Consider the following 15,077-nt stretch of genomic DNA (forward strand, 5'->3'; position numbering starts at 1 on the left):
ATTGGGGGGTGCAGTTTTTAGTTCTATTAGCCATTCACGATTGTGCCGCCATTGACGTGGATTGTCTGTCCGCTAACATAAGTGGAGTCGTCGCTGGCTAAGTACACATAGGCAGGTGCCAATTCATACGGCTGGCCTGCATGTCCCATTGGAGCGTTTGTGCCGAACTTAGCTACTTCCTCGGCTGTGAAAGTCGATGGAATGAGTGGAGTCCAGATTGGGCCAGGAGCTACACTGTTAACTCGGATACCCTGTGACGCCAGGGACATGGCAAGAGAACGCGTAAAGGATACGATAGCCCCTTTAGTCGAAGAATAGTCAATCAGCTTCTCATTGCCCTTATAGGCTGTAATGGAAGAGGTATTGATGATCGTGCTGCCTTTTTTAAGATGCGGCAAGACCGCTTTTGTCAGATGGAAGATCGAGAATACATTTGTGCGGAATGTCTTCTCCAGCTGATCAGCAGAAATATCCAGCAGACTCTTTTGCGGATGCTGCTCTGCAGCGTTATTGACCAGAATATCTATTTGACCAAACTCATCAAGAGTTCTCTTCGTCACTTCCTCACAGAAATGCTCACTGCCAATATCACCAGCAAGCAGCAGGCATTTACGGCCTTCAGCTTCAATTAACTCTTTCGTGGTTTGGGCATCCTGGCTTTCCTCCAGGTACACAATCGCTACATCAGCACCTTCTTTTGCATAATAGATTGCAACCGATTTGCCAATACCGCTGTCGCCTCCCGTAATCAAGGCCACCTTTCCATCCAGTTTTCCTGATCCTTTATAATTATCATCCACTGACTTCGGTTCAGGGTTCATTTCCGGCTCGGTACCAGGCTGATGGTCTTGATGCTGCGGGGGGAATCCCTGTTTCTTATTTTCATTAGACATAATCAAATTCACTCCTTTAATATGAATCACCATTTATTAAATTCCTTTAAAAACCAGATTAAAAACATGGAAATTACTTCTTGATGGACAAAAGTGGGGCGAGGGAGAAGATTTTTGTCCATCAAAAAAAAGCGGCATCCTTAAAAGGAAGCCGCCTCAATTTTGTTATTGTCATTTGTTTTTAAAGATAGAGTATGTCTTATAGCCGCCAGTCAGGTTTTTGACCTTGAAGCCGTTTTGCTGAAGGATACGGGACGCTAGGTATCCTCTCAGACCAACCTGGCAAGTGATCAGGATCGTTTCGTCCTTTGGAAGCTCATCAAGGCGCTTGCGCAAGTCATCAAGCGGGATGTTCTTTGATCCTTCAATTTTGCCTTGTGCGTGTTCTTTCTCTGTGCGAACGTCAATCAGGAAAGCGCCGTCTTTGACCAAATCATCAATCTCATAGTGCTGGACAGTCTCGATTGTACCGTCAACAATATTGGAAGCTACATATCCAGCCATATTCACTGGATCTTTTGCAGATGAGAATGGCGGTGCGTATGCAAGCTCAAGCTCTTGAAGGTCATAGACGCTTAATCCGCCTTTGATTGCTGTTGCAATAACGTCAATACGCTTGTCAACACCATCTTTACCTACTGCCTGTGCACCGAAGATCTTGCCAGTCTCTCTATCGAAAATGACTTTAAGAGAGATTTGCTCCGCGCCAGGATAGTAACCAGCATGAGATAACGGATGGATGTGAACAACTTCATATGGGATGCCCAATCTGCGTAATAGCTTTTCACTGTTACCAGTCGTAGCAGCGGTCAATTCAAATACTTTTACGATAGATGTGCCAAGAGTACCTGGATAAGCAATCTTGCGGCCGTTAATATGATGTCCGACAATATGTGCCTGACGGTTTGCCGGCCATGCCAGCGGAATCATTGTAGGCTGCCCATTGATATAGTCAGTAACCTCAATCGCATCTCCCATTGCGTAAATTGATTCGTCAGAAGTCTGCAGGTATTCATTTACCTTGATGCCACCGCGTTCTCCGAGCTCAAGTCCAGAGTCAGCTGCAAGCTTGTTCTCTGGGCGGACACCGATTGACAGGATGATCAATTCAGAATCAAGAACCTTGCCACTTTCAAGAACAACCTTTGTGCCATTCTCTTGAACGTCAGTGATACCGTCACCAAGAATCAGCTCAACTCCATTCTTTCTTAATTCATCCTCAACGATGGCAGCCATTTCTGGATCAACTGGCCCCATGACCTGTGGCAATTTCTCAACTAGAGTTACCTTGGCTCCAGCGTGGACAAGGTTTTCTGCCATTTCCAGACCGATGAACCCGCCGCCGATTACAACTGCATTGTTTGGTTTATTGTCTTCAAGGTATGCCTTGATTTTATCCATATCGGGAATATTTCTGAGTGTGAATACATTTGCACTCTTTAAGCCTTCAATTGGAGGAACGATTGGTTTCGCCCCTGGTGATAGAACGAGTACATCATAGCTTTCTGTATACTCTTCACCAGTTTGTACGTGTTTAATTGAAACCATTTTTTCTTCACGGTTGATTGCCGTTACTTCAGAGAAGTTGCGGATATCCAGGTTGTAGCGTGCATTCATGCCTTCAACAGTTTGCAAAAGCAACTTTTGGCGATCTTCAATAACACCACTGATATGATAAGGCAGTCCGCAGTTTGCAAAAGAAATGAACTCTCCTCTTTCAAAAAGAACAATCTCAGCTTGCTCATCGAGTCTTCTTAGTTTAGTTGCTGTAGTTGCTCCACCTGCTACGCCGCCCACAATTACGATTTTTTTACCCATTGTATTGTCATCCTTTCGGTTGAAAAAATTTAAGTGTTTTATACCCCTACTGGTATATTAACGTGAAAATAGGGGGAATCCAATAGTACTTTGTGAAGGATTTGTGAATGTTTTACCAAATTAAATCTGGATAACAGACTAATGTCACATTCAGGACCAATACATTCATTCTAACGTGGAAATAGGGAAATACCTTAGGTGGTTTGTGAACCATTCATGAATTTTCATAAAATTAAAAGCGGACAATGTCATCATAGTCCGCTTTTACCAATATTATTTAGTCTTTGCTTTATTTTAACGATAATTCACGAACTGGACATCTACTGTAAGATCAGCTTCTTTGACAGCTGCGATGATCTTTTGAAGGTCATCGCGGTTCTTGCCTGTAACACGCACCTGGTCATCCTGAACCTGGCTCTTGACCTTCAAGCCGCTGTTTTTGATGATTGTATTGATTTTTTTTGCATTCTCCTTGTCGATTCCCTGTACGAGCTTTGCTCTTTGGCGAACGGTCCCGCCTGAAGCACGTTCTACTTTACCGTAATCAAGATTCTTAATTGGAATGCCGCGTTTGATCATCTTGCTGAATAATACATCCTTCAACTGGTCAAGCTTAAATTCATCATCGGAAATGAGGACAAGTTCTTCTTTATCAAGTGAAATTTCACTTTTACTTCCTTTAAAATCATAGCGATTCTGGATTTCTTTCATGGCGATGCTGATTGCATTCGTGACTTCAGACATTTCAACTTTGGATACAATATCAAATGAGCTCTCTTTAGACATGACTACCTCCGGGTAATGAAAAATTTTTGCTGGCCTCTGGATAAGGGAGCGTATGTATACCAGCGCTTTCGCTTTTGCTTACATTATAGTAAAATATAGCAGTTCAAACAACTTTACGTAATTAAGAGCGTTTTGCCTGATTATAAAAGTATAAGCTTTTTTCACCTAGCTGCAGCGCCTAGCCCCTCGATCGTTTGTCTAGCTGCGGCTCCTAACTCCTCGAGACGCTTCGGTCCTGTCAATGAAGTCAAAGAACGACTTCACTGTCAGGCCCTCCAGCGCTTGTCGGAGTTGGGCAGTCGCCTACGCTTTTCGAATTCGGTCCGCCCAATGAAGTCAAAGAACGACTTCACCGGTCGGTCCTCCAACGCTAGTCGGGGCTGACCAAGGTGCTTACGCTTTCTTATTTGGGTAAGATGTTAATAACAAGGCAGGAGGGATAGTATGTCCTTGAACGAATATACAGGTCAGTCTTTGGAGCTGACAGTAGCAAGAATAGTTGATTTCGGATATTTTTTAACGGACGGGGAGGAAGATGTGCTGCTCCATTCGAATGACACGGATCGCTCATTTGAAGAAGGAGATAAGGTAGAGGTCTTTCTATTTGTGGAATCAAGAGGCAGGCTCGCTGCAACTACAACGATACCAAAAGTTATGGTAGGACAATATGATTGGGTACCGGTTGTTGATGTCAAGGAAGGGATTGGCATATTCCTGGATATTGGCATCAGCAAGGATGTTCTGCTTGGTGAAGAAGATTTGCCAGTAGTGAAATCAGTCTGGCCAAAGGAAGGGGATTTGCTATATATCACACTGCGAGTGAATCGCAACAATATGATATATGCTCGAATGGCAACCGATCCTGTCATTCAGGATATTTCCGTCAAGGCTACAAGAAGCGACTTTAATAAGAATGTCCACGGATATATTTACCGGACAGCAAGAGTTGGCAGCTGGATGATCACAGCAGAGGGCTTTAAAGGTTTCATCCATGAATCACAGCGACGCACAGAGCCGCGTATTGGCCAGAAGGTAGAGGGAAGGATCATTGATGTAAAACCGGATGGTTCTGTCAATATCTCTCTATTGCCTCGGAAGCAGGAGGCGTTGGATGAAGATGCAGAGAAAATCATGGAATATCTGGAGCTCCGCAATGGTGCCATGCCATACCATGACAAGAGCATGGCCGAGGACATCCAGGAACGCTTCGGCATGAGCAAAGGCTCCTTCAAGCGGGCGATGGGCAGGCTTATGAAGGAAGATAAGATCTATCAGGAAGACAATTGGACTTATAAAAAAGAAAAATAGAGCCGGCTGGCTCTATTTTTTTTATAGGTGATCTGTTTTCTTGGAGTACTGGTTCTTTCCTGCTTTGCGGTTTTTCTCACGCATCATATTTTTTTCATGGCGAAGGGCATTGTTGTCCTTTGCTTTTTTATCGTTATCAGATGTGTGTGGCATATAAAAACTCCTTTCAGGTTAGGTACATTTTATTTTTCCTAAAACCCGAAAGGAGTATGTAAATTATGAAGGCAGTTTATTTAAGAAGAAAATAGCAATCGTACCTGGTCCTGTATGGGAGCCGACTGCTGCTCCAATAGAAGTAATGATTACATCCTTTGCATTAAGTTCTTCAAGAATCATATTCTTCATCTCGGTGGCTGTTTCGAAATCATCTGCATGGCTGATGCCGACAATCTGGTTTTCAAAAGCTGCACCGCGTTCCTTCATAACTTCAATAATCCTGCGAAGAATCTTTTTCTTTCCGCGGATTTTTTCGATCGGAACTAATTTTCCATCCTCCACATTTAGCAGTGGCTTGATATTCAACAGGCCCCCTACGAAAGCAGAAGCCTTTGATACGCGTCCGCCTTTAGCAAGATGGTCAAGGTCGTCTACAGTAAATAGATGCTCCATATGCTCGCTTAGGAACTGGACAGCTTCAATGATTTCATCCTTTGAATAATTCTCGTTAGCCATCCGGGCCGCTTCCATGACAACTAGTCCATATCCAAGCGAAGCACATTTTGTATCGATGATCGACAAGTTGAAGTCGGGATAATCCTCCTTGACCTGCTCTGCAATCATGACGGCTGTCTGATATGTCCCTGACAATTGTGAAGAGAAAGCTATGTATATTCCATCCTGCTTGTTCTCGGCCAATTCCGTAAATACTTCTTTAAAACCAGCAGGAGAAGCCTGTGAGGTTTTCGGAAGGTTGCCAGCGCGGATTTGATCGTACACTTGCTTTGGCTGGATCGTTCGCAGGTCCTCATATTCAGTGTCATTAATATGGACCTTCAACGGGAATAGTATTGCATCATTTTCTTCATAAAAACTCAATGGCAAATCACATGCACTGTCAGCCATGATTTTTACTGACATCACTTTCACCTGCTTTCAACCTTTTTATGTTAATAGTTTATAGGGAATATCGTAAAAAGACAATTAAATATAGTGATTTTCGGCAAAATAGGGGTACAGGAAGAATAGAAAAGAATAAGGGGGATTTACATGGTCTGGTTGGAAACAAAAAAAATCATCATTGTGGTGATTGGGGCATTCCTGAATGCTCTCTCACTGAATTTATTTTTAATTCCGGCGAATGTCTATGCCAGCGGCTTTACCGGGATCGCTCAGCTCGTTTCGAGCATACTTGGAGCCTTTGCACCATTTACTATTTCTACCGGTATTCTTCTATTATTATTGAATATTCCGGTAACAATCCTTGGCTGGAAGAAGGTAGGAAAATCATTCACGCTCTACAGTTTTATCTCCGTGCTGCTTTCATCATTCTTTCTTGAGATCATTCCGGTAAAAGAAGTATCGAGTGATATTCTGCTGAATGCCGTTTTTGGGGGAGTCATTGCAGCGTTAGGTGTTGGGCTGACCTTAAAATGGGGGGCTTCCACAGGGGGAATGGATATTATTGCAATGGTCCTGTCACGAATGAATGATCGTCCGGTTGGTACATATTTCTTTACTTTGAATGGCATCATTATAATGACAGCTGGCTTTATATTCGGCTGGGAAAATGCTCTTTATACTCTTGTCGCTCTCTATGTGTCCACACGGTTAATCGATGCCATCCATACACGACATGAAAAGCTGACGGCGATGATTGTTACGAAGAAGTCAGATGAATTAAAGAAGGCCATCCATGACAAGCTTGTACGTGGTATCACGCTGCTGCCTGCCAAGGGAGCTTTTTCAGGAGAAGAGAAGGAAATGCTAATCATCGTCGTCACTAGGTATGAATTGTATGACCTCGAACACATCATCAAGGAAGTTGATCCACATGCATTTACCAATATTGTTGAGACAGCAGGGATTTTCGGATTTTTCCGGAGGGAGTAGACATTGAAACGGAGGTATGTAAATGAGGAAGGTCGGATTGATGATCATTTTGCTTTTAATGGCTGTGGCACCTGCCCTGGCGATTGGAGAAGAAAAAGACACAACTGAAAAGCTTGAATACAGCTTTTACATTGATCCGTTGGCAGGACCTGAAAAAGCTGAATTTGAAATGATTCTGCAAAACCTTGGCGATACGGAACTGTCTTTTGAGTTCCCGACGTCTCAGAAATACGAGATAACCGTTTTGGATGGAAGTAAAAAGAAGGTATATCAGTATTCAGAAGGAAAATCTTTTGCCCAGGCCTTTGAAACCGTGACCCTGAAACCCCAGGAGAAAATGAAATGGGTGGAGGTCTGGGATTACTATACTGAAGGAAAAAGAGTGCCAGAAGGGGAATACAGTGTCACTGCACAGTTAAAAGCAACAAGCGTCAACGGAAAAACGGTCGGTGACAAAAAACTGCTCACAGATATAAAGATCATGTATATACCTGGTGAAAATCCTGTTTTTAAAAATATAACTTCTGAGGGCGGCAAGGGGATGTATAAAGTAATGGGTGACGTCAGGCCAATCAATGGCAAGTTCTACTATACGGTCGAAGATGGACATAACCAGCTGATTGCCGAAACCGGAGTGATTTCTGGCGCAAAATACCCGGAATTCAAGCCATTCACGCTGGAAGTGTCAATATCTGAAAGTAAGCTCCCTCAGAACGGATCCGTCATCCTTAATCTATACGAACGCAGCAAGGACGGAGAAATCATGCATACGTATCCAGTGCTGCTCGAAAGATTCAATTTAAATAACTAGCAAAGCGAAAGCTGGCGGGAATCCCGCCAGCTTTTGCTTTTTACTTGCTTTCAATTGAATTCAGCTCGTCCTGAAATGACCGAAGCTGCTCTTTTTCAGCCATCGTAGTATTGGCATAGGCTGAAGAAAGTGCATTTTTAGCTGTGCTGATGGCTGCAGACTGTTCCGCAGGCTCCGCAGTTTTAGCTAGTTGGACAGCCTTCCTTGCTTCCTGAAAAAGCCTGTTTCCCATACTAAATTCCTCCTAAAGAGGACTCTCTGACATTCGCCATTTTTTGAGCTTCAGCCTCGGCATACGTGGTGTGGTAAGGGATTCTTTCATCATGCTTGGAGACAGTATCTACCCCTTGCTGTACAAAACGCTTGGATTTATTGCTTTTACCCATCGTTTTACCCCTCCATCTACGAGCGAATTTGAAACAGTCAGTTACTCTGCTTCACTTTTAGTATGCTCTTTTGGCATGAAAACAAACGGTTCTGAGGCAAGTTGAAATTGGATTGCACAGGGAATGATTGACAATTTTATAGGTCAGTAGACTGATGAAAACGCAAAAAAGGGGCCGATAGGGGGTTCTAACGGACAAAACCAGCAGGGCATCAACGGAAAAATGTCCGATAGAGCCCGTCTAACGGACAAAACCAGAGGGAATCAACGGAAAAATGTCCGATAGAGCCCGTCTAACGGACAAAACCAGAGGGAATCAGCAGAAAAATGTCCGATAGAGTTTTTCTACCGGACATCCTGTGGTTCATTTTATAGTGCTTTCAAATTAAGCAAATCATTCAAATAGACGCCAATGCCGTCTTCTTCATTAGTCAATGTCATGTCGTTCGCGATGTTTTTCACTTCGTCGACTGCATTGCCCATCGCGATGCCGCGGCCTGCGTATTCAAGCATTTCCAAATCATTGTCTTCATCACCGAATGCGATGATGCGGTCAGCTGGGATTTGGAAATAATCCGATGCCTTCTTTAAACCAACTGCTTTGTTCAGGCCGTTTTTCACGATTTCAACGACATGGAACGGTGCAGCCCAGCTTCTGTGATCGATTACTTCGGCATGGACTTCTGACAAGTGTTGACGAATTTTACGGACATCCTCTTCATCAGAGTGGATCAGCATGCTCGTTGGTGATGTTTTCAAATACCTTCTCAAGTCGCCGGTTGTGATATTCGGGTTTCCCATATTGAAAATATCCATCAGTTTTTCATCATGATAGTGGACATAGACATCGTCAATGACTTCGGCAATAATGTTGTGGAATTTAAAATCATCAAGTGCTTCTACAATATCTTTTGCCACATCGATAGATAGCGGAGAATGATGCACTCCCCAACTGCTATCGAGCGGGTGATGGATGAACGCGCCGTTGAAGTTGACGATTGGCGTATCAAGTGCCAGTTCATGATAATACATCTCGCTGGAACGGAAGGGTCTTCCTGTCGCGATCATGACAACATGGCCTGCTTCCCGTGCTTTTTTAATGACGTGTTTGTTCTTTTCTGAAATTGTTTTATTATCTGTTAGTAATGTTCCATCAAGGTCTAATGCAATTAAATGTTTTTCAGCCATAAATACTCCTTCTTAACTCGAATTTTTCATGAAATTTTTGAGTCCCAACCAATTGCATCTCACTCTTTAATAAATCCTATGCGTATGATTGGCTCTTTTTTCGTAAGAGTTCTACAATACATATATTGGATGATGGTTAATTGGTCTTATAACCACTATGGTAACCATTTTACATATAAATTGTAAAAAAATCATTTTAGATACATAAAAGGGCGGTAAATTTCTGTACCGCTCGCTTCAGGAGGGTTCATCATTGATTTTAGTCGAGAAGAAACGCATTCAACATATTCCCGTTCTCCATATTGTAAAACAGAAGCAATTTTCAGATAGAATGCCTTTGATTGTTTTCCTTCATGGGTTTACGAGCACGAAAGAACGAAACATGCATTATGCTTATCTTTTTGCTGAAAAGGGTTTCAGGGTCATCATGCCAGAGGCGAAATATCATGGAACCCGTGGCAAAGGGCTGACAGAGAATGAATTAGGCTTCCGTTTTTGGGAAATCGTCATCACATCCATCGAAGAGCTTTCGACGATCAAAACAGAATTGGTTGAGGAAGGTTTGGTCGATCCAGCCAGAATCGGTATGGCTGGAACATCAATGGGCGGCATCACGACACTCGGAGCAATGGCCAAGTATGAATGGATCAAAGCTGGTGTCAGCTTGATGGGTAACCCTTCGTATGAGCAGTTTGCGTTATGGCAGCTGAATGAAATCGAAAAAAGGAATGTCAAGATAGGTTTATCCCAGGAACAAATATCAAGTTTGCTGAACGAGCTAAAACAATACGATCTAAGCCAGCAGCCTGAAAAGTTGGACAAACGCCCGCTGTTATTTTGGCATGGAAAGTTAGATCCTGTCGTACCATATCAATCTGCTTATCATTTTTACGAGCAAAACAGGATAAGCTATGAGGGAACAGAAGGAATGTTTGAATTCATTACAGACGAAAATGCTGGACACAATGTGTCAAATGCAGGCGTGGAGGCAACAGCAAATTGGTTTAAAAAGCATATATGACGCCTTTCCGCTTTAAATGATTATCAATCATTGTTATGATAGAGATAGGTTACAGCAATAAAAAAGGGAGTGTTCACCGATGGATGAAGAATTAAAAGATAGCATAATGGGTGCGCTTGAGATGGTCGTTGACCCTGAACTTGGCGTAGATATCGTTAATTTAGGGCTTGTATATGATGTGGATTTGAACGAGGAAGGGCTTGCGACAGTGACAATGACATTGACGTCTATGGGCTGCCCGCTAGCCGGCACGATTGTTGAGCAGGTGAAGTTGGCGCTTGCCGACCTTCCGGAAGTTAAAGATACTGAAGTGAATATCGTCTTCAACCCGCCATGGTCGAAGGACATGATGTCCCGTTACGCAAAAATCGCATTGGGTGTGAGAGATTAAGTTCATAACAATGAGCAGCAGGGAAAACTCCTGCTGCTTTTTTATTTTATAGAAGACACGATATTTCAGGTCACAAAATTGTCATATAAAAAGGCAATTACGGGTCTATTTATGTGAGTTAGTTCACTTAATCATGTTGGAAACACTTATATACTTCTTTTATAGAGAAGTACTTAAGGAGGCGCCAATATGTTTGAAAGAGATTTTAACAAAGACCCATTCATTGTGATTTGGGAACTTACAAGAGCCTGCCAATTAAAATGCCTGCACTGCCGTGCGGAAGCACAATACAGAAGAGATCCGCGTGAACTGTCTTTTGAAGAAGGGAAAGTGCTGATTGACCAAATATATGAAATGAATAATCCGATGCTTGTCTTCACGGGTGGGGACCCATTGATGAGGGAGGATGTATTTGATATTGCTGAGTATGCCGTGAAAAAAGGCGTACGTGTTTCAATGACACCAAGTGCGACACCCAATGTGACGAAAGAAGCGATTGAGAAGGCGAAGTCGGTTGGATTATCCCGCTGGGCATTCAGTATTGACGGGCCGTCAGCTGAAGTCCATGATCACTTCAGGGGAACAGCGGGTTCTTTTGATCTGACGATGGAAAGAATCAAGTATTTGCATGAGCTCGAAATTCCAATTCAAATCAATACTGTTATTTCAAGATATAATATTGAGTATTTAGATGAAATGGCTAAGATGGTCGAAGATTTGGACTGTGTTCTTTGGAGTGTATTCTTCCTTGTCCCTACTGGGCGTGGACAGGAGAAGGACATGATCTCTCCGGTAGAGCATGAAAAGGTCTTCACTTGGCTTTATGATTTAAGCAAAAGGGTCAAGTTTGACATTAAGACGACTGCGGCCCAGCATTATCGCCGTGTTGTCATCCAGCAAAAAATGCGGGAAGCGAAGGATCACACTGATGAAATCGATTATTTGACTGCGTTGACAAAAGAAGGATTGACTGGCTCAATCGACGGCCTTGGACGCGCCCCAAAAGGTGTCAACGATGGCAATGGTTTCGTGTTCATTTCCCATGTTGGGGATGTCTATCCGAGCGGACTGCTGCCTGTGAAAGCAGGAAATGTAAGGGAACAGCCGCTCGCAGAGATTTACAGGGAATCTCCGGTATTCAAGTCATTGAGGAATCCGGATGAATACAAAGGAAAATGCGGAGTGTGCGAATTCAGGCATGTTTGCGGAGGTTCACGTTCACGGGCATACGCAATGACAGGTGATTATCTGGAGAGCGAGCCATTCTGCGTGTACATTCCTAAAGCACTGCGAAAACAAAAACAGGAGAGCTGATGAGGCTCTCCTCCATGTACGATTGAAAAAGCGAGGGAAGCCATAAAGGCATTCACTCGCTTTTTTTCATTTAATCTATAGAACAAAATATTGCCGGGCAATTTTCGCAGCCAATTTCCTGGCGCAGAAAATTCACATCATGTACAAGGATTTTTCCTTTTTTAACCGAGATTATTCCTTCACGCTTCAGGTCGTTCAGGATGCGGTTTGTGCTCTCGCGTGAAGTTCCGCAGAAATTAGCCAGCTCCTGGTTGGTCAGCGGCAAGTCAATCAATATGCCGGTATCTTTTTGGACACCGTAGCTGTTGGTCATTCGAATCAAGGTGGAGAATAATGCTCCTTTTTTTCCGTTTAGCACCAGGTCGCGGAACTTAGTCTGAGTTTTGCGGAAATGGTCGCTCATCCACTTCATGAATTCAAAAGCGAGTGAAGGATTGTGGAAAATCTCTTTTTCAATTACATCTTTTCTGATTGCTGCGATTTTTGCATCTTCGAGAATAAGTGCACTCAAGAGATATTTAGGTGCATCGGTGAACAGAGTCAGTTCTCCGCAAATATCATTTTCCCCGCAGATTCTTAAGGCGAGCTCGCGGCCATCCTGGGTGACCTTGCTGATTTGGACCTTGCCGCCCAGAATCAAGTAAAGCTCCTCAGCCTCCATACCTTCCTGGAACAGGTATGAACCTTTTGGCACATGGATCGTCCGGTCGGCAAACTGGAGTAATTCTTTGATTTGAATTGAATGAGTTACTTTAGTTGTGTTTGGCATGGTCATCACCCTTTTTTTGATTTTAAAAAGCATAAACCTCAATTTGATAATTGTCTAGCTCCTGCGCCTAGACCCTCGAGACGTTTGTCTAGTTTCGCCTCCTAGAAACTTCGAAACTTCAACTCCGCCGGCAGAAGCAAAAAGCGCTTCTTTGTCGGAGTCTCCAGTTTCTGTGTTTCTGGGCAGTCGGCTACACATTTCGTTTTCGGGTCCGTCCAATGAAGTCAAAGAGCGACTTCAGTGGTCGGCCCTCCAACGCTAGTCGGGTCTGACCAAGGCGCATGCGCTTTTCGTTTTTTCCGTGGCAGATCTTTATTGACCCAATAATAACATCAGGATAGTGTTAACTAAATATTGATAAAGGAAAGTTCATAATCTCGTCACAATCTAAGACGGTTTTGTTCACATTTTAGAAACAATGTTTTTCTCTGTTTTCATTATATCGATAAAAGATGACGGGTGTTTCGCATGTTTAGAACCAACTGTGACAGTTTATTGAACAAAAAGATGATGTGAAGTTCGTCATATCCAATATTATTGATTTTTCTTACTATTTATCTAAGATAATGTCTGGGATTTTTAATAATCTGTAAACTAAAGGGGGAAATCATGAAACCACAGAACATTCAATTGTCACTTCAAACGTTGAGTCTTGTGGCCGGATTTATGGTCTGGGTTATTTTATCCGCATTAATGCCCTTTATTAAAGAGGATATCCAGCTGGATGCGAACCAGGTTGCAATGGCCACTGCCATTCCTGTTGTCCTCGGGTCTGTCCTGAGAATCCCAATTGGATTCTGGACGAACAAGTATGGAGCAAGGAAAATGTTTTTTACCAGCTTTGCCTTTCTTTTGTTCCCTGTGTATTTCATCAGTATGGCTGATTCCTTTATTGATTTGTTGATTGGAGGCCTGTTTGTGGGAATCGGGGGAGCGATCTTTTCTGTGGGTGTCACCTCACTACCGAAATATTATTCGAAGGAACGCCATGGTTTCGTTAATGGTATATATGGAGTAGGAAATCTGGGAACTGCGGTTACAACGTTTACAGCACCGGTTATAGCTGCTCAATTAGGGTGGCAGCCGACAGTCAAGCTATTCATAATTTTGTTAATCGCATTTGCAGTCCTTAACTTTTTCCTTGGTGACAAAAAAGAACCAAGAGTTGTGACTCCTATGGGTGAGCAAATCAAGAGTGTATATAAAAACCAGAAGCTATGGGCACTGAGCTTATTTTATTTCATTACTTTTGGTTCATTTGTGGCCTTCACGATTTACTTGCCCAATTTCCTTGTATCTCATTTCGAGCTTGATAAAGTAGATGCTGGACTAAGGACAGCAGGCTTCATCGCCCTCGCAACCTTTTTCAGGCCGATTGGCGGCTGGCTTGGTGATAAATTCAACTCTTTTGTCATACTGATGGGAGTGTTCGCTGGAATGACCAGTTCGGGCATCCTGCTCTCCTTCACACCATCGTTGACATTGTATACAGTTGGCTGTCTCGCAGTCGCGATCAGTGCTGGCATCGGGAATGGAACTGTCTTCAAGCTAGTCCCGCTTTATTTCTCCAAGCAAGCGGGAATCGTGAACGGAATTGTATCAGCGATGGGCGGTTTAGGAGGATTTTTCCCACCCCTTATGCTTGCATTCCTTTATAACCTTACCGGACATTACGCCATCGGTTTCATGGCCTTATCACAGGTGGCACTGGCAAGTTTGATTATCGTGATCTGGATGTACTATCAGGATAAATTAAGTCTTGCTAAAAATATCATCGACCACACGGCTGAGGGAATCATGATTACAGATGTAAAAGGAACGATCCAACAAGTAAATCCAGCATTCACGACTGTAACTGGCTACAATGCAGAAGAAGTCATTGGGAAAAACCCGCGTTTTCTACAATCCGGAAAACATGGGGAAGACTTTTACAGGGAGATGTGGAAAGTGATAGCGGAAAAGGGATCCTGGCAGGGGGAGATTTGGAATAAGAAGAAAAACGGATTGATTTATCCTGAACTCCTGACAATCAGCATGGTGAAAAATGAGGCAGGCGAACTCAAGAACTTTGTTGGCATGTTCAGTGAAATGACCATGGAAAAAAAATGAGCTTTTGAAAGACTGCGTCCATGATGCGGTCTTTTCTTGCTTTACCAGGAAATTTTGGGCTTATAACGCTGATAACACACGTAGACGCTTACATTTCCCAAAGATTTTTGACAACATCATGACATTTCTGCATAAAAACACTATCCAGGCAGTTTATATGTTGTAATATAGACATAAGGATGAAATCTACTATTCTAATAGAAGACTAAAAATGTTACTGTGAGAATATTAACAG

16 protein-coding genes are annotated in these 15,077 nt (G+C 43.0%); 7 read left to right on the forward strand and 9 right to left on the reverse strand.

Features of this window, described 5'->3' with window-relative positions:
• Positions 1–26: 26 nt before the first annotated feature.
• The 3 genes from AB5I83_RS14285 to AB5I83_RS14295 all read right to left on the reverse strand — a co-directional run bounded on the left by AB5I83_RS14285 (position 27) and on the right by AB5I83_RS14295 (position 3,497).
• Positions 27–893 carry an SDR family oxidoreductase gene (locus tag AB5I83_RS14285; protein ID WP_448976124.1) on the reverse strand — a complete coding sequence of 289 codons (867 nt, stop codon included), beginning with the start codon at positions 891–893 and terminating at the stop codon, positions 27–29.
• A gap of 171 nt (positions 894–1,064) precedes the next feature.
• The gene (locus tag AB5I83_RS14290) at positions 1,065–2,711 is read right to left on the reverse strand and encodes a CoA-disulfide reductase (protein ID WP_448976125.1); all 1,647 of its coding nucleotides are present in this window, start codon (positions 2,709–2,711) and stop codon (positions 1,065–1,067) included.
• 294 nt (positions 2,712–3,005) lie between these two features.
• Entirely contained in the window at positions 3,006–3,497 is a 492-nt protein-coding gene (locus tag AB5I83_RS14295) for a YajQ family cyclic di-GMP-binding protein (RefSeq protein WP_167832151.1), read from the reverse strand.
• Between the two features lie 444 nt (positions 3,498–3,941).
• On the opposite strand from AB5I83_RS14295, the gene AB5I83_RS14300 reads away from it, so the two are divergent.
• Positions 3,942–4,805: a CvfB family protein gene (locus AB5I83_RS14300; protein WP_448976126.1), complete on the forward strand. Its 864-nt coding sequence runs from the start codon at positions 3,942–3,944 to the stop codon at positions 4,803–4,805.
• Between the two features lie 21 nt (positions 4,806–4,826).
• Here AB5I83_RS14300 and AB5I83_RS14305 read toward each other — a convergent pair whose 3' ends face one another.
• Positions 4,827–4,958: a DUF3941 domain-containing protein gene (locus tag AB5I83_RS14305; RefSeq protein WP_071976845.1), complete on the reverse strand. Its 132-nt coding sequence runs from the start codon at positions 4,956–4,958 to the stop codon at positions 4,827–4,829.
• Positions 4,959–5,021: 63 nt separating this feature from the next.
• Positions 5,022–5,882, reverse strand: a complete 861-nt coding sequence (locus AB5I83_RS14310) for a DegV family protein (RefSeq protein WP_448976127.1) — start codon at positions 5,880–5,882, stop codon at positions 5,022–5,024.
• 129 nt (positions 5,883–6,011) lie between these two features.
• Between AB5I83_RS14310 and AB5I83_RS14315 the strand changes: the two genes are divergently transcribed.
• Both AB5I83_RS14315 and AB5I83_RS14320 read left to right on the forward strand, forming a co-directional pair.
• Positions 6,012–6,854: a YitT family protein gene (locus tag AB5I83_RS14315; RefSeq protein WP_167832155.1), complete on the forward strand. Its 843-nt coding sequence runs from the start codon at positions 6,012–6,014 to the stop codon at positions 6,852–6,854.
• A 22-nt stretch (positions 6,855–6,876) separates the two neighbouring features.
• Complete coding sequence (locus tag AB5I83_RS14320; RefSeq protein WP_448976128.1) at positions 6,877–7,665, forward strand: BsuPI-related putative proteinase inhibitor; 789 nt, start codon at positions 6,877–6,879, stop codon at positions 7,663–7,665.
• A 40-nt stretch (positions 7,666–7,705) separates the two neighbouring features.
• Here the strand turns inward: AB5I83_RS14320 and AB5I83_RS14325 are convergent, their stop codons facing one another.
• From AB5I83_RS14325 to AB5I83_RS14335, 3 genes are all read right to left on the reverse strand, one after another.
• Complete coding sequence (locus AB5I83_RS14325) at positions 7,706–7,897, reverse strand: DUF3813 domain-containing protein (protein WP_226087152.1); 192 nt, start codon at positions 7,895–7,897, stop codon at positions 7,706–7,708.
• Position 7,898: 1 nt separating this feature from the next.
• The gene (locus AB5I83_RS14330) at positions 7,899–8,051 is read right to left on the reverse strand and encodes a hypothetical protein (RefSeq protein ID WP_167832158.1); all 153 of its coding nucleotides are present in this window, start codon (positions 8,049–8,051) and stop codon (positions 7,899–7,901) included.
• 368 nt (positions 8,052–8,419) lie between these two features.
• Complete coding sequence (locus tag AB5I83_RS14335) at positions 8,420–9,238, reverse strand: Cof-type HAD-IIB family hydrolase (RefSeq protein WP_448976129.1); 819 nt, start codon at positions 9,236–9,238, stop codon at positions 8,420–8,422.
• 253 nt (positions 9,239–9,491) lie between these two features.
• On the opposite strand from AB5I83_RS14335, the gene AB5I83_RS14340 reads away from it, so the two are divergent.
• The 3 genes from AB5I83_RS14340 to AB5I83_RS14350 all read left to right on the forward strand — a co-directional run bounded on the left by AB5I83_RS14340 (position 9,492) and on the right by AB5I83_RS14350 (position 11,964).
• The gene (locus AB5I83_RS14340; protein WP_448976130.1) at positions 9,492–10,259 is read left to right on the forward strand and encodes a prolyl oligopeptidase family serine peptidase; all 768 of its coding nucleotides are present in this window, start codon (positions 9,492–9,494) and stop codon (positions 10,257–10,259) included.
• Between the two features lie 79 nt (positions 10,260–10,338).
• Complete coding sequence (locus AB5I83_RS14345; protein WP_167832161.1) at positions 10,339–10,650, forward strand: metal-sulfur cluster assembly factor; 312 nt, start codon at positions 10,339–10,341, stop codon at positions 10,648–10,650.
• A 189-nt stretch (positions 10,651–10,839) separates the two neighbouring features.
• The gene (locus AB5I83_RS14350; RefSeq protein WP_448976131.1) at positions 10,840–11,964 is read left to right on the forward strand and encodes a TIGR04053 family radical SAM/SPASM domain-containing protein; all 1,125 of its coding nucleotides are present in this window, start codon (positions 10,840–10,842) and stop codon (positions 11,962–11,964) included.
• A 70-nt stretch (positions 11,965–12,034) separates the two neighbouring features.
• On the opposite strand, the gene AB5I83_RS14355 is transcribed toward AB5I83_RS14350, so the two are convergent.
• Positions 12,035–12,733, reverse strand: a complete 699-nt coding sequence (locus AB5I83_RS14355; RefSeq protein WP_448976132.1) for a Crp/Fnr family transcriptional regulator — start codon at positions 12,731–12,733, stop codon at positions 12,035–12,037.
• Between the two features lie 609 nt (positions 12,734–13,342).
• Here AB5I83_RS14355 and AB5I83_RS14360 point away from each other — a divergent pair.
• On the forward strand, positions 13,343–14,842 hold the full coding sequence (locus AB5I83_RS14360; protein ID WP_448976133.1) for a nitrate/nitrite transporter: 1,500 nt from the start codon (positions 13,343–13,345) through the stop codon (positions 14,840–14,842).
• The last annotated feature ends 235 nt before the right edge of the window (positions 14,843–15,077 follow it).

It is taken from the genome of Mesobacillus sp. LC4, from assembly GCF_053543455.1.